This window comes from Streptomyces endophytica (assembly GCF_026153355.1).
GTDB lineage: Bacteria > Actinomycetota > Actinomycetes > Streptomycetales > Streptomycetaceae > Streptomyces > Streptomyces endophytica.
Map to the genome: position 1 here is coordinate 6,446,395 of NZ_CP110636.1, position 23,446 is coordinate 6,469,840.

Here is a 23,446-nt window from a genome sequence, read left to right on the forward strand (position 1 = left end):
AGCATCGAGGGCGTCACATTGCCGCAGAGGGGATGTCCACCATGGGATCGGTCGTCATAGGCGAAATCACCATCGGCTACGAGGATGTAGGAGAGCAGGAGGAGGGCCACCGGAACGGGGATGGCGGCGAGCCCCTGGTACTCATCCACGGGCACCCCTTCGACCGCTCCATGTGGCGCCCGCAGATCGCCCACTTCAGCCGGGCCGGCCGCCGGGTGATCGTCCCTGACCTGCGAGGTTACGGCGAGAGTTCGACCGTCCCGGGCATTACCCCGCTGGAGACCTTCGCCCGCGACATCGCCGGGCTGCTCGACCACCTGGGCATCGAGCGCTGCGTACTGGGCGGGCTCTCCATGGGCGGCCAGATCGTCATGGAGTGCTACCGCCTCTTCCCCGAGCGGATCCACGGCGTCGTACTCGCCGACACCTTCGCGGCGCCCGAAACCGACGAGGGCAAGGCGGGCCGCCGGGCGATGGCCGAGCGCCTACTACGCGAGGGGATGACCGGATACGCGCAGGAGGTGCTCGACAAGATGATTGCACCGAGCACGATCGAAGCCCGGCCGGAGGTCGCCGCACACGTCCTGGGCATGATGACCGGCACCCCGCCCGAGGGCGCGGCGGCCGCCCTGCGTGGCCGCGCCGAACGCCCCGACTACCGGGAACTGCTCACCCGGATGTCCGTACCGGCCCTGGTGGTCGTCGGCACGGAAGATGCCTACACCCCCGTGAGCGACGCCCGCGACCTGCACCAACGCATCCCGGACAGCACCCTGGCGATCATCCCCGAGGCAGCCCACATGCCCAACCTGGAACGGGAGGACGACTTCAACACCGCCCTGTCCGCCTTCCTGACCACCCTCTCCACCCCCACCAGAAGGTAGGACGCCGCTCCGCGCGCTCGGTGCGATGCGCATCGTAGATGCCGCGGTAGTGGCCGAGTGCGGTCTCGCTCACCTCGCGGTCGGCCCAGTCGTCGAATCGCCCCTGTGCCAGCCGGGTCCGGGCCACGGCCAGAGGCACGTCGCTGCCCAGCAACTGCTGCGCAAGCGCCGCCCGACGCCGCCGGCCTACGTGCCCCAGCTGGCCACGGCGCCCCAACGGTCGACCATCACCCCGAACCGGGCCGACCATCGCCATCTCATCGACGGCGAGCGGAACACTCCGTAGAGCCGCCGTCTCGTCCCGGCCCTCAAAAGGCCGGGACGAGACGGCCGGCCTCGGCGAGGGCCGCCCGAAGTCGCCCGCCCGGAAGGGCAGTTCAGCACGGCACGACAGATCGGCACCTCGGCGGCGGCTCGCGGAAGGAGCCCTGCGGTTCGCCGCCCGCACCACGCGGAAGGAGCCCTGCGGTTCACCGTCCGCGCCGCTCGGAAGGGTTCTTTCACGCCGCCGGGCGGCTCACTCGCCCATACGCAAGCAGTGCCCGGTGCGGCAGCACCAGACCGCCACCCCCGTCCATGAACTCCTCGGCCAGCAGGGCAAAGTGCCGCCGAACCCGCTCGACTCCCTCCGCCCCCTGACTGGTAACGACCCGTCCAATCGTGGCCACCCCCGCCGCCGGCCCCTGCCACCATTCCTCCGCCGTCGTGTGGTGGTCCCAGGCCAGCGAACGACACCCCGTCTCCGTCAGTTCCGCCTCCTCCAGCAGCGCCGTGAGCCCCTCCTCCGTACGCGGGAAGTCATCCTCCGGCGCGAGCGCGGGCACATCGGCCGGCCGGGGCACCCCGGCTGCCGCCACGGACCGCCCGAGCAGTGCTTGCCCGGACGCCGCCGGCACCGCCCAGATCGTCAGCGCGATCCAGCCGCCCGGCCGGGTCACCCGACGCAACTCCGCGAGCGCCACCCGCGGCCGCCCCACATGATTGAGCACGAAGTTGCCCACGGTCGCATCGAACTGGCCGCACTGAAACGGGAGTTGAGGTAGCGCGGCCACGTATACGGAAGCATCCGGAACCGCCTGGGCGGCACGCTTGGCCATCCCAGGTTCAGGATCCACCGCCACCACCTGCGCACCGCGTGCACCCGCCGCCGCAGCGACCACCCCCGGGCCCGTCCCCACATCGAGCACCCGCATGCCCGGCCCCGCTCCAGCAGCGTCGAGTAGCGCGGGCACCGGATACGCACACAGCCTGCCGAACCCGGCCTCATAGGCGGCCGCACTCCCCGCCCAGGCACGCCGCTCACTCACATCGAACGGCGTCTGCACCCCCGCCGCCCCACCCTTCTCAGCCGCCTCCACGAACCGCCCCTCCCCAACTCACCGCCAACCGACTGCCGCCTCATCCTTACACCCGCCCCGCCCCTCCTCCCCCATCCCCACTCGCCCCCTGGTTCGCCCCTAGTCGCTTCCTTCGGATCACCTCGCCGACCAGATGAAGACGGCGGCGAGGTGAAGCCCGACGAGGTGGATCTTGGTGGTCAGCCGCGGGGGCGTCCACCACGGGGGCGATCGACAGCATGGTCGGCCGGCTCTCTGGCCGGGGCCCCTTTTGACGGGCCCCGGCGGCGTGCTGACCACGAGCCGAAGTGTTCGGGCAGGTCCATCCACGGCGTCCCGGTGCGGTACTTGAACGCGATCGCGTCGGTCGCCTGCCGGTGCCCCGCCACCGCCCACCCCGCTTCGGTTTCCGATTCGGCAGCAGTGGGCTCGATGCGTGCCCACTGGGCGTCAGTCAACGACACCGACACCCATCAACCAGCGATCCGGTGAGCTGAAAGAAACGGTCCAGCCGAAGGCCGGAGGGAAACGGGCGCCCGCGTAGGCCTTGCGGTTGCCGCGCGGGAACCGTTGACCAACAACAGGCCGAAAGCCGCGGGCTCAATTCCTGATAATCACCGTGATTCCCGCACTCTTCATGGCGTCAACGGCGGCTTGCGACTTGCTTTTGACGTCTTCCGTGGCGTGCGGCTGGTAGAGATGATGCGCATCGACGGTGATGGCGAATTTGTGGGTGGTACCGCCTTTTTTCGGCTGGTAGCCGTGCCTGGCGAACTCGATGAGCCGTTCGGTGCAGCCCTCTCCGTGTGTCTTTCTGCAGGTTTGCATGGTGGTGGAGCACGGACTCGTGGAGAGATCCAGTACCAGCGTGTGGTGCAGGGTGTCGTCACTCCCGACCCGACCAAGGGCCAGGGCGGTGGTGCGCGCACCGTTTTCATGGTTGGCGATTGCTTCGTCAAGTATGTCGAGCAACTGGTCCTCGGCGTGGTCACCCGGCGAGTGTGGACCGGTTTTGCTGGTGGTGGTTCCGATGGGTTGCCCATTCAGCGTCGCAGTGCATCGGGTGCTGAATCCGGGATGTTCATCGACGTCTTCCTCCGGCGCGTAGTAGGCGGCGGCCGCACGCTGAATATGGACGTCCTCCCGCCCTTGACCGTGGCCGCACCCCGGCCCGTGCTGGTGGGGCCCGCCACTTGCTGCCATCCGCTGGACGGTTTCGCCCGGGCCGTCTGCCGTCCTGCTCCGGGCGATGACGGAGGGAGCGGTCGTCTCACCCGCATCGAAAGCGGTGCCGTCGTTCCCGGCCGCCCGTTCCGAGCCCTGCTTCGGGTCGGTGACGGTAATGCCGGCGCCGTTGCTGTGGCCTGTCTCCGGTATGCCCAGAAGGTTGTTGTTGACGTGGCTGAGCTCGTGGCCGATGAGCGTCTTGTCGTGCACGCTCGCTCCGGCGGACAGGAAGATGTGGTTGTCGACCGTCATGGCCTCGGCCCCCATCGCCGCGGTGGCGCGCTGGGCCACCGCGTCGCGGTGCAGGCGGGTGGAGGAGATCCTCTTGTTCTGGTAGAACGACTCGGCCTTCGCCACCACCGGCGAGGGCAGCGACTCGCTGGAGGAGTTCATGGCGGCGGCCAGCAGCGCACTCTGTCCCTCCGGGCTGGTGTCCGGCACGGCGTTGTGGAGGTGTGCGTCCTCCTCCGCGGCGCGCGCCACGGTGGCACCCACGGATCGCTGTACGGGGGAGCCCTGCGCGTGAGGGGCGCAGGCAGGACCGTGCTGGTGCCCGGTCTGCGCCCATGGATGCCCGTCCTGACGCAGCATCTGAACGACCGCCGCGTTGCCGGCAGAACCGTTCAAGTCGAGCATTCGTTGCACCGCCGCGCCTGGGGAGGGGAAGCCGCGCGCGCCCGCGCGGCCGCACGCGCCTTCTCGTCCTTGCTGTTGTCGTCCCGGGCCAGGCCCATCTGCGTTCCTCCTGAATCGAGGGCGAACCAATCGGTTCACCCTTACCTGCAGGACCGAGGCGACTCCAGGGACGCAGGGGCAGACTCACCGACCACACGGGCAGTCGTGCGCGTCGGCCCGGGCCGGTGTGCCGCGACCGTCTACCGACCGGCCGCCCGCCGGTAGACGGGACAACGTGCGGGCGGCAGTCGCGTCCCGACAGGCGATCCGCCGTCATCTCCGACGACGCGGAATCCGGGCGGTGACCCCACAGCCCCGGAATCCGGGCGGTGATCCCACAGCCCGGCAGCAGGCCGCCAACCGCAAGCGGCTCGGCCACCGCGGCGGCCGACCCCCAGCCTTCAACCGTGAGACCTACAGGCAGCGCAACACCGTCGACCGGTGCATCAACAAGCTCAAGCAGCAGCGCGGCCCGACCACTCGCTACGACACGATCGCCACCATCTACCTCGCCGCGCTCCACCTCGCCGCCCTCTTCCTCCGGTCGGCGAGGTGATCCGAAGGAAACAGCCTGGCTCGCCCCCGACTCGCCCCAACTGGGCCCGCGGCAACCAGGCGCGGCCAGAACCGCCCCGACGCCGCCCGACCCACGCAACTTCCCCCGCCCCAACCCAACTCAGCCCGCCCCACCCAACTCAGCCCGCCCGCAAACCTGCACCAACGGGTCGCGGTGCAGCCCAACTCGACCCGCCGCAGCCAGACGTGGCCAGAGGCGGCCAGAGGCGGCCAGACGTGGTCCGGCCCCGCACGCACCATCCAACTCAGCCCGCCGCCCCACCCTTATTCGCGCCAACTCGCCCCGGTCCAGCCCAACTTGACCCACGGCGGCCAGACGGGACCAAGCCCACACGAACTCACCCCGACGCGGCTGAGCTCATCCCGCCGCGCCCCCGACGCTGCCGGAAACGACCGATGCGGCCTGACGCAGCCGGGCACGGCTCGACACCGCGCCGCACTCGACCGGCCCGACCCGCCTGCCTCACCTGCCCCCCACTCGGTCCGGCGCCGCCCAACGCACCCCGCAAGGGCCGCGAGTCGCCCGACGCAGCTCGACACGACCGAACACACCCACGTGACCGATCCCGGTCCGACGCCTGGCCGGAGCCGACCCGGCTGCACCGAAGTCGGCCCGACGTAGCCGAACACGACCCGACGCGGCCGAACACGACCCGACGCGGCCGGCGCCGACGGCTCCGCCACTATCGCCCGACACACCCCCGAGCCGAACGGACTCACCCCAACTCGCCGTCCCCACCTGGAGTCAGCCACACCACTCCCGGACTCACCCCACCTCACCCCCCTCCCCCGCCCCGCCCCCTCCCCGAGTCAGCCGCATCCCTCCCGGACCCACCCCACCACCGCACTCCGACTCACCCTCGACTCGCCCCCGACTCGCCCCCGACTCGCCCCGACCCAAGGCTGTTACCCACCCGTAACCTACCGACGGGTTACCTTCGGTAAGGGTCGGACTTTACTCTCCAGTCACCTCGGGCCGGGCGTATGCCCCCTCCTGTCCCCAGACAGCATGCGGTCGGCTCGCATCGAGATCTGGAGCAGAAGATGACCCCCTCCCGTACGACCCTGCGCGCCGCGATCGGCACCGTTTCGGCGGCGGTGCTGGCGACGACCGTGCTCACCGGCGCACCGGCCACCGCCCAGGCGGCGACCCCGGAAGCCGCCCCCGCGGCCACGGCATCCGCCGGCTCCGCCTCCGTGCGGTTCGTCGACATCAAGGGCGAGGGCGGGATCACCCTCAAGGCCAACGTCTTCACCCCGGCCGGTGCGGACGGGACCCGGCGCTACCCGGTCATCGTGCTGCCCACCAGCTGGGCGATGCCGCAGGTCGAGTACATGGCGCAGGCCAAGAAGCTGGCCGACGCGGGATATGTGGTCGTCGGATACAACTCGCGAGGATTCTGGGAGTCCGGCGGGCAGATCGAGACCGCCGGGCCGGAGGACATCGCCGATGCCTCGAAGGTCATCGACTGGGCGCTGGCGAACACGCCTGCCGATCCGCAGAAGGTCGGTATGGGTGGGGTCTCGTACGGGGCCGGGATCAGTCTGCTGGCCGCCGCGTTCGACAAGCGGATCAAGGTGGTTGCGGCGCTCAGCGGCTGGGCCAACCTGATCGACTCGATCTACAGCGAACGGACCCAGCATCTGCAGGCGGCGGCGATGCTCGGCGGCGCGGGTGAGCTGACCGGGCGGCCGAGCCCCGAACTCCGCACCGTCCTCAAGGACTTCCTGGCCTCCAACCTCTCCAAGGAGAAGGACCTGATCGCCTGGGGGAAGAAGCGCTCCCCCGCCACCTACCTCGACCGGATCAACTCCAACGGCGCGGCGATCATGCTGGGCAATGCGTGGGGCGATTCGCTCTTCCCGCCCAATCAGTACGCCGACTTCTTCGAGAAGCTCAAGGGGCCGAAGCGGTTGGAGTTCCGGCCCGGCGACCATGCGACGGCCGAAGGCCTCGGGTTGTTCGGACTGCCCAACGACACCTGGACCGACACCAAGCGGTGGTTCGATCACTACCTCAAGGGCGCCGACAACGGGATCGACAAGGAATCTCCGGTACTGCTCAAGTCCCGTTCCACCGGTGCCTACGAGGATTACAAGAGCTGGAAGGACGTGCCGTCCGCGCACCGGAAGATCGCGCTGGACGGCAGCCGGCAGATCAACACCAACTGGGACTCCGGCGCCGACGGCGGACTGATCTTCCTCTCCAGCATGCTGGACCAGTTCTTCCGGCTGCCGCCGATGGCCTCGATCCCGCTGCTGCCGCGCTCGCTGGCCGCCGTCTGGCAGACCGAGCGCTACGAGACGGGGCAGCGGGTCCGTGGCACCACCCGTCTGCACACCACCGTCACCAGCACCGCCGAGAGTGGTACCGCGATCGCGTACCTCTACGACGTCGGCCCGCTCGGCATCGGCAAGTTGGTCACCCACGCGCCGTTCACCTTCCACGGCAAGACGCCCGGGCAGCCCTTCGGCGTGGACCTGGAGCTGTTCTCCACCGCGTACGACGTCCCGGCCGGGCACAAGCTGGCGGTGGTCGTGGACACCGTCGATCCGCTCTACATCGAGCACAATCCGTCCGGCGCCCGGCTGACGTTCTCCTCTCCCGCGGACGATCCGTCGTACGTCTCCGTGCCGGTGCGCGACTAGACACCGCGGCGGCGCCGGCCCCGGTTCGTCGGCATGGTGGTGAGGGCCGGGGTGGGTGGGGCGGAAGCCGAGGGGTCGGACGTCGAGGGGTCGGACGTCGAGGGATCGGACGTCGAGGGATCGGACGTCGAGAGATCGGCCGTCGAGGGATCGGACGTCGAGAGATCGGCCGCCGAGGAAGCGGGGATGGGCGGGGCGGGCTACGCCGGGATGGGTGAGGGCGGCGAGCGTGGACATGGGGGCCTCCCGGAAGGGATAGGGAAAGAGATAGGGAAACGTCGTCTGACGGGCCGGTCAGCCCGATCGGCTGGTGAGCCGACCGGCGGTTCAGCCTGACCGGCTGTTCATGTCCTCAACCGTTCCATGAACGCCCGCCCCGGTCATCGCACCACGGGTTGACCCCACCTCAACCCGTGGTTCTCAACCCGTGGTTCTCGATCCGCAAGGCTCGATCCGCGGTTCTCGATCCGTGGTTCTCGCCCCGTGGTTCTCCTGAGGCTGGCACCCCGTGCTTCTGCTCCGGTGGATGCGCTCGGGCCACCCCACCCGCCCGCGACCCCGCGAACCGGTCCCAGGGGCCCACGAACCGGTCCTAGGCCCCCGCGAACCGGTCCTAGGCCCCCAGGCGTACAGCGCGGGCCCGAGGCGGCGAGGGGGTCGTGATCGCTAGCCTCAGCGCATGGCCACCATCCCACCGGCCCGCGACGCCGGGCAGCGGAAGCGCGATGCGCTCGCACGACTGATCACGGACGAGGACGCCTGGGTCTCCTCGGCGTCCGCCGACGGCACGCCGTACCTCGTGCCGCTGTCGTTCGTCTGGCACGGCGAGCGGCTGGTGATGGCCACGAAGAAGAACAACCCGACGGCCCGCAACCTCCGGGCCAACGGTGCCTGCTGGGTGGCGCTCGGCCCCACCCGGGACGTGGTCCTCATCGAGAGCACGGCCGAGACCGTCGCCTCCGACGCGCTGCCCGACGACACGGGCACAGCGTTCGTCGAGAAGCTCGGCTGGGATCCGCGCGGCCGGGAGGCCTGGGTGTTCCTCGTCTTCCGGCCGCACCGGATCCTGGCGTGGCGCGAGGTGAACGAGCTCGCGGGGCGGGAGCTGATGCGGGACGGGGTGTGGCGAGTGTAGTCGTACGCGGCCGTCCGTCCGGGCCCGGGAGCGGCCGGTGGCATGATCGCCGGTATGGGAAATTCCGCCCCGAGCCCGGGGCAGCGGCCGCAGCTGCCCACGACCGAGTCCGCCGTCACGGCCGTCCGGCAGGTCGCCGAGGAGTACCGGCTCGAGGTGGCCGTCACGGACGACATCGGTGCGGACGTGACCTCCCGGCGCACCTCCGCCGGGGCGTTCGCCGTGCTGGACCCGGACGGCTCGCTGCCGCACGAGGCGTTCGTGGAGCTGGGCGGGGACCCGGTGGTCACCGTCCAGTTGTTCCCGGAGGACGATGCGAAGATCACCGTGGACGGGGTGGAGTTCGCGGATGTGCCGCGGGATGCGGTGCCGGCGTTCCTGCGGTCCGTTTACGGCGGCCTGGCCCACGTCAAGACGCGGTTCTTCCCGCCGGGGCAGTGGCTGGTCGTCCCGCTGCCGGGCGATGAGACGTACAAGGAGCTGATCCTGGGCGGGGCGCTCAGCCCCTGGCTGGCGCGCCGCATCCGCTGACGGCGGTCCCGGGGGGGACCACCACGCAGGTCTCAGAGCGCCGGCCGCTGGTGGTCGCCCGGCAGGAGGTTGCCGGGTTCCGCGGCGGCCACGTCGGCGGACTCGACCTTGGGGTTGCGCATTTGGCGCCGGGAGACCCAGTTGGCGAACCAGGAGAGCAGCATGCACATCCCGATGTAGATCGGCGCGATGATCATGACGACGGGGATGAACGGCAGGTCGTAGTCGAGGTTGGAGGCGATGAGCTTGCCGGCGTGCAGGAACTCCTCGTAGGTGATGAGGAATCCCAGCGAGGTGTCCTTGAGCGCGACGACCAGCTGGCTGATGATCGCCGGCAGCATCGCCCGAACTGCCTGCGGCACCAGCACGTACGTCATGACCTGCGTCTTGCGCATGCCGAGCGCATAGGCGGCCTCGCCCTGGCCGCGCTCGACGGCGTTGATGCCGCTGCGGAAGACCTCGGCGAGGACCGAGCCGTTGTAGAGGGTCAGGCCGGCGACCAGGGCGGGCAGCGGCGCCACCTGGAGCGCCACGTAGATGAAGAAGATCATGACGAGCAGGGGCATCGCGCGGAAGAACTCCACGATCAGCGTGCACAGCCAGCGGATCGGCCGGTGGACGGAGAGCCGCCCGGTGGCGAGCACCGCGCCGAAGGCCAGCGACAGCACCGCGGCGAATCCGAACGCCCGCAGGGTGTTGGCCAGTCCGTTCAGCAGGAGTTCCTGGATGCCGACGTAGGTGAAGGGGCTCCATTTCGCGGCGGTGAACTGGCTGGTGACGAAGAGCAGGTAGAGGATCCAGCCGATCAGGGCGAGGATCACGACGGTCCCGGCGAGTCCGTAGGCCCGGTGGCGGGTCCTGGCCCGGGGGCCGGGGACGTCGTAGAGGGCGTTGGCGGTCATCGGGCGACTCCGTAGTGCTTCTCCAGCACGTGGAAGATCGCGCTGATGGACAGGGTCACGATCAGGTAGCCGACGGCGATCCAGACGAAGGTCCAGATGATGCTGTAACCGAGCTCGTTGAGCGGTTTGTAGACGCCGAGCAGTTCGACGACGCTGAAGGCGCCGGCGATCGCGGAGTTCTTGGCGAGCGCGATCAGGGTGGACCCGATGGGCGGGATGACGGAGCGGAACGCCTGGGGCAGGACGACGATGCCGAGGGTCTGCGGGAAGGTCATGCCGAGGCTGCGGGCCGCCTCGCCCTGTCCGGTCGGCACGGTGTTGATGCCGGAGCGGACCGCCTCGCAGATGAAGGCGGAGGTGTAGCAGCCGAGCGCCAGGATGGCGAAGAGCTTGAAGGGCAGGACCAGGCCGAACCGCGGCAGGCCCAGCACCACGGCGAAGAACAGCAGGGTCAGCGGCGTGTTGCGGAGCACCGTCACCCACGCGGTGCCGAAGGCCCGCAGCGAGCGGACCGGGGCGACCCGGAAGGCCGCCATGAGGAAGCCGAGGGCGAGCGCCAGCAGGGAGGAGTAGACGGTGAGTTCGACGGTGCCGAGCAGCCCCTCCGCGTAGAGGGAGAGGTTGTCGAGGAGAACGTTCATCGGTCGGTTCCTTGGCGGCTCAGGTCGCCGGGTAGCGGTCGATCGGGGGCGGCTTGGGGGCGGGCACCCCGGACAGGCCGAGGGTCGCGTCGTAGGCCTTCTTCCAGTTGCCGTTCTTCTCGTTCGCGGCGAGCGCGTCGTTCAGGGCGAAGCGCAGGGCGTTGTCGGCGCGCGGGACGCCGATGCCGTAGGGCTCCTCGGAGAAGGGTTTGCCGACGACCTTGAGTTCGCGGGGGACCTTGGCGGCGTAGCCGAGCAGGATCGCGTCGTCGGTGGTGACCGCGTCGACCTGGTAGGTGAGCAGGTTGTCCACGCACACCGAGTAGGTGTCGTAGGCGACGAGGATCGCCTTGGGGTACTCGGACTGGATGCGCTGGTACGGGGTCGAGCCGGCCGCCGAGCAGACGCGTTTGCCGGCCAGGTCCTGCGGCCCGTGGATGTCGTGTTCGTCGGTGCGCACCAGCAGGGACTGGCCGGCCATGTAGTACGGGCCGGCGAAGCCGACCAGCTTCTTGCGCTTGTCGTTGATCGTGTAGGTGCCGACGTAGAGGTCGATCTGGCCGTTCTGGAGGGCGGTCTCGCGGTTGGCGGAGGCGATGGTCCGGAACTGGATGGTGCGGGGCGGGAAGCCGAGGGCGGCGGACATCATCTTGGCGATCTCGATGTCGAAGCCGGTGTAGACGCCGGTGGCGGGGTCCTTCTCGCCGAGGTAGGGCTGGTCCTCCTTGACGCCGATGATGAGGTGGCCGCGGCGCTTGGCCGCCACCCAGGTCGGGGAGGACGGCAGCCGGAAGTTCTTGGCGACCGGGTACTGGGGCAGTTCGCTGCCCCTGGGGCCCTTGACCGGTGGGCTGCCGGCCCGGCCGCAGCCCGCGAGGAGCAGTGCGAGGGCGCCCACTACGGCGAGCAGGAGGGCCGTGCGGGTACGGGGCGGGCGCGCGGAGTGTCGGTATGGCATGGCGGCACCCCCGTTCAGTGCTTGAGGATCTTGGAGAGGAAGTCCTTCGCCCGCTCGCTGCGCGGGGCGGTGAAGAACTCCTCGGGGGTGCGGTCCTCGACGATCCGGCCGTCGGCCATGAACACCACGCGGTTGGCGGCGGACCGGGCGAAGCCCATTTCGTGGGTGACCACGACCATGGTCATGCCCTCCTGGGCGAGCTGGCGCATGACCTCCAGCACCTCGTTGATCATCTCCGGGTCGAGTGCGGAGGTCGGCTCGTCGAAGAGCAGCGCCTTGGGGTCCATGGCGAGCGCGCGGGCGATGGCGACGCGCTGCTGCTGGCCTCCGGAGAGCTGCGCGGGATATTTCTCGGCCTGGGAGACCAGCCCGACCCGGTCCAGGAGCTCACGGGCGCGCCGCGCGGCCTCGTCCTTCCGCTTCTTCCGGACCTTGACGGGGGCCAGCATGATGTTGTCGAGCACGGTCCTGTGGGCGAAGAGGTTGAACGACTGGAAGACCATGCCGACCTCGGCGCGCAACTGGGCGAGCGCCCGGCCCTCTTCGGGCAGCGGTCTGCCGTCGAGTGTGATCGTGCCCGATTCGATGGTTTCCAGGCGGTTGATGGCCCGGCACAGGGTGGACTTCCCGCCCCCGGAGGGCCCGATGACCACGACGACCTCCCCACGGCCGACGGTGAGGTCGATGTCCTGGAGGACGTGCAGTTTTCCGTAGTGCTTGTTGACCCCGCGCAGTTCAATCAGCGCCTCACCGGCCATGTCCGATCTGCCCACTCTCGTCCGTACAGCGGAGAGCCCGCAAACTACCGGGGAGAGGGAGGCGGTACGCCCTGACACGCACATCCAGGCGGGTTCGAGGGGATAAATCGGGTAAGTCGACCTGCGGCTGTTCAGGGTCCGATGGCGCCTCGGCGGCGGGTGCGGGGCAGCACGTACGGCCCCGGCACATACGGGCCGGTACGGCGCGCAGGCGGGTCCCGGGCTTACGGGTCAGCTCTCCGCGGCCTCGGCGTACACCTGGGAGAGTTCCGGTGCGCCGTCGTCGGCCCACTGGTGGCCGGCCGCCACGACGTCGATCTCGCGCCCGGACGCCAGCCGGACCACCGGCTGCCCGTCCGGCCAGACGTGCCAGACCGCGCCGCGGACGGTACGCACCAATACGGTGCCCAGATACAGGCCCGCGTCGTTGCCGAGCCAGGGCGCCACCTCGGGGTCGTCCCGCCAGACCGGCTGGAGCTGGTCCAGCCGTTCCAACGACCGTACCGAGTCGTCGAGTTCGACGCCCGCGGTGGCCGCGTGGGACCGCAGCAGCCCGCACTCGGACAGCAGCTCGATGACGCTCTCCGGGTCGGCGCGCACCGACTCCGCGAGCGGCACGGACCGGCGGGTCGGCGGTCGCTTGCGCCACTTGTCCAGGAAAGACATGTTCATGGTGTGCAGGGTCCCACCCGACCTGTGGTCGGGGCCACAGGCGCGCGGCGTGACCCGGCGCCGTCCGCCACCTTGACGCGCCCCCGTCGGCTCCCTACCTTCGGTGCGCCCGGAGCGGATCTGCGGCCGGAGGGGACACGGACCGATGCGTCTACGCCGATGGGGCACCGCCCTGACACTGCTGCTCCTGATGACCGCGCTGCCGGGCACCGCCCTCGCGCCGGCGGCCGCGGCAACCACGGCGCCGCCCGCGCCCCGGCCGCTGCCCCGGCTCTTCGACAACACGGCGGTGAGCGACAACTCCCGCCCCGGTGCGGCCGATTTCGACGGCGCGGGCCGCTCGCTGTCCGCGCAGGACCTGGCCGCGGCCGGCTGGTCGCCGGGGACCGTGCTGACGCTCGACGGCGCACGGCTGAGCTGGCCGCGCGGCGCGGCCGGGACGCCGGACAACGTACGGGCCGACGGCCAGGCGGTCGCGGTGCGCGGCCGGGGCGATGCGCTGACCTTCCTGGTGGCCGGTACGGGTGGCCAGGCGGCCGGCCGTGGCACCGTCCGCTACCGGGACGGCTCGCACAGCACCTATGAACTCACCGCTCCCGATTGGCGCTCCGGGCCGCTGAGCACCAAGGCGGTGGCGCTGCCGCACGTCAACGGCCCGGACGGGCAGTCGGCCGGTCCGGCGCGGCTGTACGCGGTGACCGTACCGCTGCGGCCGGGGCGTGCGGTGGCGTCGGTGGTGCTGCCGCCCCGCGCCCGGGCCGCCGCCGGGGGCGCCGCCCTGCACGTCTTCGCGGTGTCGGTGCGGGACAACAGGCTTGGCCGCACCGGGAGTTGGGCGGCGAGCACGGCCGGCTACCGCGCCGTCGGCCCCTGGCGGGACCGTACCGTGCGGCTGGTCGTGCACAGCGGCGCGGGCGGGCCACGGGCGCGGATCCGGATCGCCAACACCTTCGCGGCGGCACCGGTCGCCATCGGGGCGGCGAGCATCGCGGTGCGCGGCGCGGGAGCGGCGGCGACGGCCGGCCCGTGGCGCTGACCTTCCGGGGGCGGGCCGGAGCCCGGATACCGGCCGGCGCGGAGCTGTTCAGCGATCCCGCGGCCTTCACCGTCCCCGCGGACACCGATCTGCTGGTGAGCCTCCATCTGCCCGGGACGTTGACCGCGGCGCCGGTGCACCAGGAGGCGGCCCAGCTGTCGTACGTGAGCGCCGACGGCAGCGGCGACCGCACGCGGGACCCGGACGGCGGCGCCTATCCGCAGACCATGACGTTCTGGCCGTTCCTGACCGGTCTGGAGACCGACGGCGGGCCCGGCTCCATCGTCGCGCTGGGCGATTCGATCACCGACGGGGTGAAGTCGACGAGCGGCGCCGACCGCCGCTGGCCGGACGTCCTCGCCCGCCGCTTCCAGGCCCAGCACACGCTGCCGCGTTACGGCGTGCTCAATCACGGCATCTCGGCGAACCGCATCGTCACCGACCGCTATCAGGGCGACGGGGTGAGCACGGATACCGGCGGGGTGAGCGCCCAGCACCGGCTGGAACGGGACGTGTTGGCCCAGGCCGGGGCGCGGACCGTGGTGGTCTTCGAGGCATCAACGACGTCCGCTCGGGCACCCCGGCCGACGACGTCATCGCCGGTCTGCGGGCGCTGGCGCGGCGGGCGCACGAGCGGGGACTGCGGGCGGTCGCGGCCACCGTCACGCCGTGCGGGGGCTACCCCGACTGCACCCCGGCCGCGGAGGCCCGCCGGCAGGCCGTCAACGCCTTCCTGCGCGACGGCGCCGGGCAGGGCGCCTTCGACGCGACCCTGGACTTCGACGCCGTACTCCGCGACCCGGCCGCTCCGGCCCGCATGCTGCCCGCCTACGACAGCGGCGACCATCTCCACCCGGGCGACGCGGGGCTGCGCGCGCTGGGCGAGTCGATCGAGCTGAGGACGCTGGTGCCCGGGACGGCGCGCGTGCCCGGGCGGACAGTCGCCCCGTGAGGGAGCCGTCTCGCGCCCTGGAGAAGCCCTCCCGTGCCTGAGGGGAGCTGCTACGACCCGGTGGGCTGGACGTCCAGGTCCACGACGACCGGGGCGTGGTCCGAGGCGCCCTTGCCCTTGCGCTCCTCACGGTCGACGTAGGCGTCGGAGACGGCCTTGGCGAAGGGGGCGTTGCCGTAGACGAGGTCGATGCGCATACCGCGGTTCTTGGGGAACGCGAGCTGGCGGTAGTCCCAGTAGGTGTACGGGCGGTCGTACTTGAGGGGGCGCGGGACGACGTCCGACAGGCCCGCCTCGCGGAGGGCCTGGAGGGCGGCGCGCTCGGCGGGGGTGACATGGGTGGAGCCGACGAAGACGGCAGGGTCCCAGACGTCCTCGTCCGTGGGGGCGACGTTGAAGTCCCCGAGGACCGCGAACGGCGGTCGGCCGCCGCGTCATCGGCGACCGCGGTCTTCAGGGCCTCGAACCAGCCGAGCTTGTAGGTGTAGTGCGCATGGTCGACCTCGCGGCCGTTGGGGACGTAGACGGACCAGACCCGGGCCGCGCCGCAGGTCGCCGAGACGGCCCGGGGCTCCTCCACGCCGTCGTACTGCGGCCCGCCGGGGAGGCCGATGACGACGTCCTCCAGTCCGACCTTGGACAGCAGGGCCACGCCGTTCCACCTGCCGTTGGCGTTGACCGCGGCCTCGTAGCCGAGCTCGCGGAGCTGCTCGTACGGGAACTGCTCGGCGGTGCACTTGGTCTCCTGGAGGCACAGCACGTCCGTGCCGGAGCTCTCCAGCCAGGCCAGCAGCCGCGGCAGGCGGGCGGTGATCGAGTTGACGTTCCAGGTCGCGATGCGCATGTCTGCAAACCTACCGCCCGCCACTGACAACCCGGCTCCGGTCCCGGCCGGGGCCGGTTCCGGCCCTGGTCACAGCCGGTTCCGGCCCTGGTCGGCGGGGGCCCGGTCACCCGTCGGGGGTCAGCCCAGCGCGGTGTGGCTGCCGGGGGTGAGCCGGCCGTGGTCCGTACCGCCGAGCTTGTCGATCATGGAGTCGTAGATCGGGCGGGCGTGGTCCTGCAGCAGGCTGTCGTGGATGTCGATGGCCCGCCGGGGCGCGACCTCGCGGACGTAGTCGATCACCTCGGCGACCTTGTTCCAGGGCGCGTGGACGGGCAGCAGCAGGGTGTCGACCGTACGGCCCTCGGGGACCGTGAGGGCGTCGCCGGGTGGAACACCGCGCCGCCGTCGAGGAGATAGCCGACGTTGGTGACCCGCGGGATGTCGGGGTGGATCACGGCGTGCAGCTGACCGTGCACCTCGACCTCGAAGCCGGCGGCGGTGAAGGTGTCGCCCTCGCCGACGGTGTGCACGCGGCCCGGAAGGCGGCCGAGAGCTGCTCGGCGACGCTGGCGAGGGTCCAGATCTCGGCGCCGGGGTTGGCCTCCATGCCCGCCCGCAGCCGGTCCTCGTGGAAGTGGTCCATGTGCTCGTGGGTGACCAGGATCGCGTCCGCGCCGACGGCCGCGTCCTCCTCGCTGAAGACACCCGGGTCGATGACGAGCGTCTGCCCGTCCTTCTCCAGCCGGACGCAGGCATGGGTCTTCTTGGTGAGTTCCATGCCTGCCATCTTGCCGCGCCGGGGGGTGGGTGGGGCCCGGCATGCTCCCCCGGCTCAGGTCTTTGCTACGCGCGCCCCGCGTCACCTGACCCGCCCACCCCCCGAAGGGGGTGGGCGGCGGGGAAAAAATCAAGGCGCGGGTGGGCGGCGGGGAAGGGCGCGCCGGCGGTGCGCCCCGCGACAACGGGGGCGAAGGCCCCCGGCCCCTCACCCCTCCGGTGTCGTTTCCTCGCGGATCACCTGCTGGGCGACCGCGAAGGCGGAGTTGGCGGCCGGGACGCCGCAGTAGATGGCGGTGTGGAGGAGGACTTCCTTGATCTCCGACGGGGTGAGCCCGTTGCGGAGGGCCGCGCGGGTGTGCAGGGCCAGCTCCTCCTTGTGACCGCGGGCGGTCAGTGCGGTGAGCGTGATGATGCTGCGGGTGCGGCGGTCCAGGCCCGGGCGAGTCCAGGTCTCGCCCCAGGCGTAGCGGGTGATGAAGTCCTGGAAGTCGCCGGTGAAGTCGTCGGCGGCGGCCTGGGCGCGGTCGACATGGGCGTCGCCGAGGACCTCCCGGCGGACCTTGATTCCCGCCTCGTACGTGCCGCCGCGGTCCTGCTCGGGCTGGGCGAGGCCGGACTCTATGGCGGCCGGCGGCGCCTGCGGGGGCGGCGGGGGTGCGATCTGCGGCTTGGGGGCGGCGGCGCCGATGGCCACCTGGCCGCCGGGGCCGGCTTGTCGTGCCAGGCGTTGGTGAAGTGCCGGATGAGCAGCTCGGTGACGGCCGCGGGCTGCTCGACGGGCGCCAGGTGAGAGGTGCCGGGCACCAGGGCGAGGCTCGCGTCGGGTATGCCGGCGACCAGGGTGCGGGCGTCGGTGGTCGGCGTGACCTGGTCCTCGGAGCCGACGACGACGAGCGTGGGCACGCCGACCCGGCCGAGCGAGGAGCGGACGTCGAACGAGGCCAGCGCCTCGCAGGCGGCGATGTAGCAGCCGGGGTCGGTGGTCCGCACCATCTGGACGGCCCATTCGACGATGGCGGGCTGGGCGCCGGCGAAGCCCGGGGTGAACCAGTGCTCGGGGGCGGTGCGGGCGATCGGGTCGAGTCCGTTGGTGCGGATGACGACGCCGCGCTGCCGCCAGGCGTCGGCGGTCCCGTAGCGCGGTGAGGAGGACACCAGCGCCAGGGAGGTGACGCGGTGCGGGCGGGTGAGCGCCAGCTGGGTGCCGATGGCGCCGCCGATGTTGCAGCCGGCGTAGCCGAAGCGGTCCACGCCGAGGCCGTCGAGCGTGGCGATCAGCCGGTCGGCCAGCTCGGCGACGGAGGGCGCCGCGTGGGCGGGGGAACCGCCGTGTCCGGGCAGGTCGAAACGGATGACCCGCCAGTGGCGGGTCAGCTCGGGGATCTGCCGGTCCCACATGTGCCATGTGGTACCCAGCGCGGCACCGAGGACGAGTACGGGTGCGTCGTCTGGACCATCAATCCGGTGCTGCAGGGTCTTCTCACTCACCCGACCACGCTACCCACTCCGTGACGCGATCCTGACACCCGGGTCAGGAGGAGCCCTCAAAACGTGGCCGCGGAGCGGACCCGGAGGGGTGATCTCCGCAGGTCAGACCCTCGCCGTGGAGACTTCGTGGACGACCGGGTGACCCGGCTCGTCGTGGCTCGCCATGATCCGCTGGTACGGATGCGGTGCCTTGCGGGGTCGCCGGGGTCACGAGGTGGGTGTCCCAGGCGAGGCGGGGCCGCTCGGCGGTACGGCTTCGGCGGCCAAGCCCTGAAGTACCAGGAGAGCCCGGCGACGGAGCACCGACGGTATCGCCAGCCGCCTCTGGTCGCCCCGCAGCGTAGGCCACCAGGTCACCAGGTCACGTTGGATTCGTCTTCGAGGCCGGCCACTACCGCACTATCCCGGGCTGCGCGGCGTGAGCCGCTGTGTGATCCGATGGAACAAATCCGTCAGTGGCTCGCCGATCTCCCGACCGAACTCGGTGAGTCCGTAGGTGACTTGGGGCGGCGTCGTCGGCTCGACCTCCCGCCGGACCAGACCGTCCTCGACGAGCGCGCGCAGGGTCTGAGCCAGCATTTTCTCGCTGATGCCCTGGATGCCGTTGCGCAGCTCGTAGAACCGAAGGTCGTTGCTCCGCAAGGAGATCAGCACCCAGATGCCCCACCTGCTGGTCACGTGGTCGACCACGTCCCGCGCGGGCAGTCGGTGTGAAACACCTCATACCGGCGACCCACCTCGACCTGCGCCAGCTGCGCACCTTCCTTCCTGTCCGGAGCTTACCTCTGGGTACGTCCTTACGAAAAGTAAGCCACTGCTCCTAACGTCAAATCCCGTAGTGCACAACGGACTAGGAGCTGAACATGATCGTGGTGACCGGGGCTACCGGGAACGTGGGCCGGCCTTTGACGCGGGTCCTGACCGAGGCGGGCGAGCAGGTGACAGCGGTGTCCCGGCACGCGGCGGCGGTGCCGGACGGCGTCCGGCACGCGGCCGCCGACTTGGCCGAGCCGGCGGGCCTCACACCCGTGTTGGACGGGGCGAAGGCGCTGTTCCTCCTGCTCTCCGGCGACCTGCACGCCCCCGGAGCCAGGCCGGCCGACATCGTCGGCCTGGCCAAGGCCAGTGGGGTCCGCCGGATCGTCCTGCTGTCTTCGCAGGGTGTGGCGACCAGGCCGCTCGGCCCGTCGCGGGTCGCGATGCGCGCGCTGGAGGACGTGTTGCGGGAGTCCGGCCTGGAGTGGGCCGTCCTGCGGCCGGGCGGCTTCGCCTCCAACGCCTTGGCCTGGGCGGAGTCCCTCCGCACGCGGAGGGTGGTCGCGGCACCCTTCGGTGACGTCGGGGTGCCGGTCATCGACCCGGCGGACATCGCCGAGGTCGCGGCGGCCTGCCTGGTGGACGACCGGCACACCGGCGGGGTGTACGAGCTGACCGGGCCCGAGGTGATCACGCCGCGTCAGCAGGCACAGGCCACCGCCGCCGCGCTCGACTCGCCGGTGCGGTTCCACGAACTCACCCGCGACGAGGCCAAGGCCGCGATGACCCAGTTGGTGCCGGCGGAACTCGCCGACGACACCCTGGACATCATCGCCGCCCCGAACCCGGCCGAACTGCGGATCAGCCCGGACGTGGCACGAGTCCTCGGCCGCGCCCCGCGCCCGTTCAACGACTGGGTCGCCCGCAACATCGCCGCTTTCCGCTGAGGCACAACTCAACTGAAGTGCCCGGGCAGCCTCGTGCGGCTACGGCTACGGCTACGGCTACGGCTACGGCTACGGCTACGGCTACGGCTACGGCTACGGTCGCACGGGGGGGGCGGCCCCCTCTCTGTGCCGCCGTCGTCGGCGGGCAGGTGGCGGCCGCGCAGGCCCTCAGGCCAGGCCCTACAGAACAGCCATCTTCCCCTCCTCACACCCGTGTTAGCCCATCGTTAGTGGAGCGGCAGCCTCTCGATAGTGGCCCGGACCAGGGTGGGTGACGTACCGAGGAGACAACGACACCGACTGCCCCCCGGGGGCCTGCAATGAGCGCCAGCACCACCGCCCGCACCGCCCGTCGCCGCACCCTGCGCGTCGCCGCCGCGGCCCTGACCGCAGCCGCCGGCCTCACCCTGACCGCCTGCTCCGGCTCGGACCCCGCCGACGCGAAGTCCGCGGGCCACCCGCACACGAGCGCGGCCGCCGCCGACTCCACCGCCGCCGGCTGGTCCGGACTCCAGAGCACCGATGCCAAGACCGCCATCACATCGGCCGCCGCGGACAAGCAGTCGGGCGGCACGCACGCCACCGGCGGCGCCAAGACGGGAACCCCGGTCCGCACCCAGACCCTGGCGGACGGTATCAGCAAGGCCGAGATCTACCAGCTCGGCGCCCAGCACTACCGCGCCAAGATCGTCGCCCGCGGATCGGTCGTGGCCACGATGGAGACGACGGGGCAGAACGCCGACGCCGGACTCGACGCCAACGACATGTACATCGTGCTCACCATGGGCGGCGAGATCCACTCCTGGATGGGCGGCGGCCACCAGGGCCCGGGCACCTTCAAGCTCCCGGGCGGCTGGACAGCCAAGGTCACCAAGCTCGGCGAGCTGCGCTACCGCGCGCAGATCATCGGTTTCGACGGCGTGGCCGCCACGCTGGAGACCAAGGGACACGACGCCGGGGTCGACGCCAACGGCGTGTACATCGTGCTCAGCAGCGGCGGCGTGATCAGCGCCCACAAGTAAAGACCAACCTGTGCCACTGCCCCAGTACGTGCACCAAACCTGGTGAACGACGCACAGAGCAGGTGGCTTTGGCCGCGGTGTCGCTCCAGGAGAGCTGCTGCGGAAAAGATCCCCACACACGATGGAGGAATTCATGAAGTCCTTGCGCACTCGTATCGCTCTCGGTCTCGCCGTGGGTGTCGCGGCGGTCACGGTGCCGCTGACTGCCACGGCCGCTTTTGCCGCCGGCCCTCCGCCCGGTGACGGTTGGCAGCCGGTCGGTGGCGAGTCGTTCGACTCCTGGCAGAAGTGCTATGACCAGATGCAGAGTGACCTGGCACAGAACCCCAAGTACCACGAGGCCACCTGCGTCAGCGACCCCCAGCCCGGCCTCCCCAACTTCTACTCGGAGTGGATGCGCTGAGCTTGATCTTCCTGGTCTTACTCCGCACGGTTCCCCGAACCTGATCGCCCGTACGAGGATCCCGGGGACGTGAACACGGCCTTCGTCTGATCTTGTGCTCCGGCCAAAGAGGCACATGACCAGCACGAAGGCCGTGGGGGCATGTGTCTGCTGCACACTGGCGTCCGGCGGGAAGCGCTCACCCCCGTGGCGTCACAGCCCGACTGCAGAGCCGCAGCGCTTCACGATCTTGTTGGTCCCCGAACACATGGGCTCTCCACCCATGGCGACGTCACAACGCCGCTACCGCCTCGACGGTCGGTCGGGCTGTTCTGCCGCCTTTCCTGCGCCGTCGTCTGCTGGATCACCGTGCCCATGCTGGAGCCGCCCTCGCGGCCGGAGCCCCGCCTCTGGCCTAGAGGGGGATGAACAGCAGGATGCCGTGGGCGGTGGCGGCGGTGTAGCAGGCGGTGCCGGCGAAGGTGGCGGTGTAGAAGGGGGTGGCGATGGCGAAGACGGGGACGATGGCGTTGTGGACGGTGGCGGTGCCGTTGGCGTCGGTGATGGCGGTGCCGAGGTTGACCGGGCCGAAGAGCGTGGTGGCGGTGAAGGTCACCGGCTGACCGACCACCGGCATCCCCGAGGTGGTCGTGAGGGTGGCGCTGAGGGTGGGGATGTAGAACTCGGGCAGCGGGGTCAGCCGGAGCCGGATCGTGCCTGGCTGCGCGGTCAGTGTTGTGGGGGCCGGGTTCACGGTGACGGGGGTGCCGGCGGCGGAGCCGGTGAAGCAGCTGTCACCGCCGTAGGAGGCGGTGAGGGTGCCGGTGGTCAGGGCGGTGGTGGTGAAGCAGGCCTGCCCCGAGGCGTTGACGGGGACCATCTGGGTCTGGCTGTCGGGGAGGGTGAAGGTGACCGTGCCGGTCGGCACGGTGGTGGTGCCTGGTGCCGGGGTGATGGTGGCGCACACGGTCACGCTCTGCCCGCAGGTGGAGGGGTTCGGCGTCACCGACAGCGTCGTCGTCGTGGGGTTGGTGCTCACGGTGACGGGGGTGGGGTTGCCGTTCACGGTCGCGGTGAACATACCGGCGGTGTAGGTGTGGGTGGTCTGCCCGCTCCCGGTGGCGTCCAGGGGGACGGTGACCGTGGGGCTGGCGTCACCGAAGTTCACCACCGCCGTCCCGTTGGGAGTCCCCCCGGAAATGTTGAACGTCACCGGTTGCCCGCACACCGGCGACGCTGGTGATGTGGTCACCGTGAGCGGCGAAATCTCCGTCACGTTGGCCGAATTGGCGTTGGTGACGTAGACGTTGCTGTTCTGCGCCGCCGCCACCGAGAACGGGAACGCGCCGACGGGGACGGTGGCCACGACCGTGTTCGTGGCGCTGCTGATCACCGTCACGTTGTTGGAATTGCTGTTGCCGACGAAGACGTTGCCGGTCGGCGCCACCGCCACCCCGAACGGGCCCCCACCGGTGGGGACGGTGGCCAGGACCGCGTTCGTGGCGCTGTTGATCACCGTGACGTTGTTCGAAACGGTGTTGGTGACGTAGACGTTGCCGTTCTGCGCCACCGCGATCACCCCCGGGACCGAACCGGCGGGGACGGTGGCCACGACCGTGTTCGTGGCGCTGTCGATCACCGTCACGTTGTTCGAGGTCTGGTTGGCGATGTAGACGTTGCCGTTCTGCGCCACCGCCGCATAGCCCGGGAAACCACCGGTGGGGAGGGTGGTCAGGACGGTGTTCGTGGCGCTGCTGATCACCGTCACGGTGTTCGCGTTCCGGTTGGCGACGTAGACGTTGCCGTTCGCCGCCACCGCCACCGCGTCCGGGACCGCGCCGACGGGGACGGTGGCCAGGACCGTGTTCGTGGCGCTGCTGATCACCGTCACGTTGTTGGAGATGCTGTTGGCGACGTAGACGTTGCCGTTCGGCGCCACCGCCAGCGCGAACGGGCCCCGCCGGTGGGGACGGTGGCCAGGACGGTGTTCGTCGCGCTGCTGATCACCGTCACGTTGTTCGAGCTCTGGTTGGTGACGTAGACGTTGCCGTTCGGCGCCACCGCAATCATGGCCGGGTCCGAGCCGGCGGGGACGGTGGCCAGGACGGTGTTCGTGGTGCTGTTGATCACCGTCACGTTGGCCGAATTGGCGTTGCCGACGTAGACGTTGCCGTTCTGCGCCACCGCCACCGCCAGCGGGGTCGTGCCCGCCGGGATCGTCACCGTGGAGAACGCCGCACTGAACGGCGCGGCCGCAAGCCCCCGCACAGCGGCCACCCCGGATCCACCGGCCGGTACAGCCGGCCTAAACC

18 protein-coding genes and 5 pseudogenes are annotated in these 23,446 nt (G+C 70.7%); 9 read left to right on the forward strand and 14 right to left on the reverse strand.

Annotated features, from left to right (window positions below):
* The first annotated feature begins 41 nt into the window (after positions 1-41).
* Entirely contained in the window at positions 42-884 is an 843-nt protein-coding gene (locus OJ254_RS28765; protein ID WP_265364723.1) for an alpha/beta fold hydrolase, read from the forward strand.
* A 500-nt stretch (positions 885-1,384) separates the two neighbouring features.
* On the opposite strand, the gene OJ254_RS28770 is transcribed toward OJ254_RS28765, so the two are convergent.
* The 3 genes from OJ254_RS28770 to OJ254_RS28780 all read right to left on the reverse strand — a co-directional run bounded on the left by OJ254_RS28770 (position 1,385) and on the right by OJ254_RS28780 (position 4,084).
* The gene (locus OJ254_RS28770) at positions 1,385-2,242 is read right to left on the reverse strand and encodes a class I SAM-dependent methyltransferase (RefSeq protein WP_265364724.1); all 858 of its coding nucleotides are present in this window, start codon (positions 2,240-2,242) and stop codon (positions 1,385-1,387) included.
* 179 nt (positions 2,243-2,421) lie between these two features.
* Positions 2,422-2,691, reverse strand: a complete 270-nt coding sequence (locus tag OJ254_RS28775; RefSeq protein ID WP_423835979.1) for a transposase — start codon at positions 2,689-2,691, stop codon at positions 2,422-2,424.
* Positions 2,692-2,821: 130 nt separating this feature from the next.
* Entirely contained in the window at positions 2,822-4,084 is a 1,263-nt protein-coding gene (locus OJ254_RS28780) for an eCIS core domain-containing protein (protein WP_265364725.1), read from the reverse strand.
* Positions 4,085-4,424: 340 nt separating this feature from the next.
* Between OJ254_RS28780 and OJ254_RS28785 the strand changes: the two genes are divergently transcribed.
* From OJ254_RS28785 to OJ254_RS28800, 4 genes are all read left to right on the forward strand, one after another.
* On the forward strand, positions 4,425-4,679 hold the full coding sequence (locus OJ254_RS28785; protein ID WP_423835980.1) for a hypothetical protein: 255 nt from the start codon (positions 4,425-4,427) through the stop codon (positions 4,677-4,679).
* A gap of 1,064 nt (positions 4,680-5,743) precedes the next feature.
* Positions 5,744-7,348: a CocE/NonD family hydrolase gene (locus tag OJ254_RS28790; RefSeq protein WP_265364726.1), complete on the forward strand. Its 1,605-nt coding sequence runs from the start codon at positions 5,744-5,746 to the stop codon at positions 7,346-7,348.
* Between the two features lie 679 nt (positions 7,349-8,027).
* Positions 8,028-8,483: a pyridoxamine 5'-phosphate oxidase family protein gene (locus OJ254_RS28795; RefSeq protein WP_265364727.1), complete on the forward strand. Its 456-nt coding sequence runs from the start codon at positions 8,028-8,030 to the stop codon at positions 8,481-8,483.
* A 54-nt stretch (positions 8,484-8,537) separates the two neighbouring features.
* A complete protein-coding gene (locus OJ254_RS28800) occupies positions 8,538-9,014 on the forward strand; it encodes a hypothetical protein (RefSeq protein ID WP_265364728.1) in 477 nt (158 codons plus the stop codon).
* 32 nt (positions 9,015-9,046) lie between these two features.
* Here the strand turns inward: OJ254_RS28800 and OJ254_RS28805 are convergent, their stop codons facing one another.
* The 5 genes from OJ254_RS28805 to OJ254_RS28825 form a co-directional block, all read right to left on the reverse strand.
* Positions 9,047-9,916, reverse strand: coding sequence for an amino acid ABC transporter permease (locus OJ254_RS28805; protein WP_265364729.1), 870 nt, complete (start codon positions 9,914-9,916; stop codon positions 9,047-9,049).
* Positions 9,913-10,557 (reverse strand): amino acid ABC transporter permease, encoded by a 645-nt coding sequence (locus OJ254_RS28810; RefSeq protein ID WP_265364730.1) that lies wholly within the window; start codon positions 10,555-10,557, stop codon positions 9,913-9,915. Before OJ254_RS28810 ends, OJ254_RS28805 begins: the two co-directional genes overlap by 4 nt.
* A gap of 19 nt (positions 10,558-10,576) precedes the next feature.
* Positions 10,577-11,515 carry a glutamate ABC transporter substrate-binding protein gene (locus OJ254_RS28815; protein WP_265364731.1) on the reverse strand — a complete coding sequence of 313 codons (939 nt, stop codon included), beginning with the start codon at positions 11,513-11,515 and terminating at the stop codon, positions 10,577-10,579.
* 14 nt (positions 11,516-11,529) lie between these two features.
* Positions 11,530-12,273, reverse strand: a complete 744-nt coding sequence (locus OJ254_RS28820; RefSeq protein WP_265365348.1) for an amino acid ABC transporter ATP-binding protein — start codon at positions 12,271-12,273, stop codon at positions 11,530-11,532.
* A gap of 231 nt (positions 12,274-12,504) precedes the next feature.
* Positions 12,505-12,945, reverse strand: a complete 441-nt coding sequence (locus OJ254_RS28825; RefSeq protein WP_265364732.1) for a DUF6278 family protein — start codon at positions 12,943-12,945, stop codon at positions 12,505-12,507.
* A gap of 145 nt (positions 12,946-13,090) precedes the next feature.
* On the opposite strand from OJ254_RS28825, the pseudogene OJ254_RS28830 reads away from it, so the two are divergent.
* Positions 13,091-14,933 (forward strand): annotated as a pseudogene (locus tag OJ254_RS28830) (SGNH/GDSL hydrolase family protein).
* A 50-nt stretch (positions 14,934-14,983) separates the two neighbouring features.
* On the opposite strand, the pseudogene OJ254_RS28835 reads toward OJ254_RS28830, so the two are convergent.
* The 4 pseudogenes from OJ254_RS28835 to OJ254_RS28850 all read right to left on the reverse strand — a co-directional run bounded on the left by OJ254_RS28835 (position 14,984) and on the right by OJ254_RS28850 (position 18,746).
* A pseudogene (locus OJ254_RS28835) lies at positions 14,984-15,777 on the reverse strand (exodeoxyribonuclease III).
* A gap of 120 nt (positions 15,778-15,897) precedes the next feature.
* Positions 15,898-16,537, reverse strand: a pseudogene (locus OJ254_RS28840) (MBL fold metallo-hydrolase).
* A 207-nt stretch (positions 16,538-16,744) separates the two neighbouring features.
* Positions 16,745-18,027 (reverse strand): annotated as a pseudogene (pcaDC, locus tag OJ254_RS28845) (bifunctional 3-oxoadipate enol-lactonase/4-carboxymuconolactone decarboxylase PcaDC).
* A gap of 399 nt (positions 18,028-18,426) precedes the next feature.
* Positions 18,427-18,746, reverse strand: a pseudogene (locus OJ254_RS28850) (winged helix-turn-helix transcriptional regulator).
* A 144-nt stretch (positions 18,747-18,890) separates the two neighbouring features.
* On the opposite strand from OJ254_RS28850, the gene OJ254_RS28855 reads away from it, so the two are divergent.
* The 3 genes from OJ254_RS28855 to OJ254_RS28865 all read left to right on the forward strand — a co-directional run bounded on the left by OJ254_RS28855 (position 18,891) and on the right by OJ254_RS28865 (position 21,155).
* Positions 18,891-19,730, forward strand: coding sequence for an SDR family oxidoreductase (locus tag OJ254_RS28855; RefSeq protein ID WP_265364733.1), 840 nt, complete (start codon positions 18,891-18,893; stop codon positions 19,728-19,730).
* A 320-nt stretch (positions 19,731-20,050) separates the two neighbouring features.
* On the forward strand, positions 20,051-20,752 hold the full coding sequence (locus OJ254_RS28860) for a hypothetical protein (RefSeq protein ID WP_265364734.1): 702 nt from the start codon (positions 20,051-20,053) through the stop codon (positions 20,750-20,752).
* 133 nt (positions 20,753-20,885) lie between these two features.
* Positions 20,886-21,155, forward strand: a complete 270-nt coding sequence (locus OJ254_RS28865) for a hypothetical protein (RefSeq protein WP_265364735.1) — start codon at positions 20,886-20,888, stop codon at positions 21,153-21,155.
* Between the two features lie 394 nt (positions 21,156-21,549).
* Here the strand turns inward: OJ254_RS28865 and OJ254_RS28870 are convergent, their stop codons facing one another.
* Complete coding sequence (locus OJ254_RS28870) at positions 21,550-23,073, reverse strand: Ig-like domain repeat protein (protein ID WP_265364736.1); 1,524 nt, start codon at positions 23,071-23,073, stop codon at positions 21,550-21,552.
* Positions 23,022-23,402 carry a beta-propeller fold lactonase family protein gene (locus OJ254_RS28875; protein ID WP_265364737.1) on the reverse strand — a complete coding sequence of 127 codons (381 nt, stop codon included), beginning with the start codon at positions 23,400-23,402 and terminating at the stop codon, positions 23,022-23,024. Before OJ254_RS28875 ends, OJ254_RS28870 begins: the two co-directional genes overlap by 52 nt.
* Positions 23,403-23,446: the final 44 nt, after the last annotated feature.

What these genes read in the sequence shown, in the direction of transcription:
- OJ254_RS28805 (WP_265364729.1), bottom strand. Translation starts at nt 9,916, where the DNA reads ATGACCGCCAACGCCCTCTACGACGTCCCCGGCCCCCGGGCCAGGACC.
- OJ254_RS28795 (WP_265364727.1), top strand. Translation starts at nt 8,028, where the DNA reads ATGGCCACCATCCCACCGGCCCGCGACGCCGGGCAGCGGAAGCGCGAT.
- OJ254_RS28855 (WP_265364733.1), top strand. Translation starts at nt 18,891, where the DNA reads ATGATCGTGGTGACCGGGGCTACCGGGAACGTGGGCCGGCCTTTGACG.
- OJ254_RS28765 (WP_265364723.1), top strand. Translation starts at nt 42, where the DNA reads ATGGGATCGGTCGTCATAGGCGAAATCACCATCGGCTACGAGGATGTA.
- OJ254_RS28820 (WP_265365348.1), bottom strand. Translation starts at nt 12,273, where the DNA reads ATGGCCGGTGAGGCGCTGATTGAACTGCGCGGGGTCAACAAGCACTAC.
- OJ254_RS28780 (WP_265364725.1), bottom strand. Translation starts at nt 4,084, where the DNA reads ATGCTCGACTTGAACGGTTCTGCCGGCAACGCGGCGGTCGTTCAGATG.
- OJ254_RS28790 (WP_265364726.1), top strand. Translation starts at nt 5,744, where the DNA reads ATGACCCCCTCCCGTACGACCCTGCGCGCCGCGATCGGCACCGTTTCG.
- OJ254_RS28810 (WP_265364730.1), bottom strand. Translation starts at nt 10,557, where the DNA reads ATGAACGTTCTCCTCGACAACCTCTCCCTCTACGCGGAGGGGCTGCTC.
- OJ254_RS28860 (WP_265364734.1), top strand. Translation starts at nt 20,051, where the DNA reads ATGAGCGCCAGCACCACCGCCCGCACCGCCCGTCGCCGCACCCTGCGC.
- OJ254_RS28800 (WP_265364728.1), top strand. Translation starts at nt 8,538, where the DNA reads ATGGGAAATTCCGCCCCGAGCCCGGGGCAGCGGCCGCAGCTGCCCACG.
- OJ254_RS28815 (WP_265364731.1), bottom strand. Translation starts at nt 11,515, where the DNA reads ATGCCATACCGACACTCCGCGCGCCCGCCCCGTACCCGCACGGCCCTC.
- OJ254_RS28825 (WP_265364732.1), bottom strand. Translation starts at nt 12,945, where the DNA reads ATGAACATGTCTTTCCTGGACAAGTGGCGCAAGCGACCGCCGACCCGC.
- OJ254_RS28865 (WP_265364735.1), top strand. Translation starts at nt 20,886, where the DNA reads ATGAAGTCCTTGCGCACTCGTATCGCTCTCGGTCTCGCCGTGGGTGTC.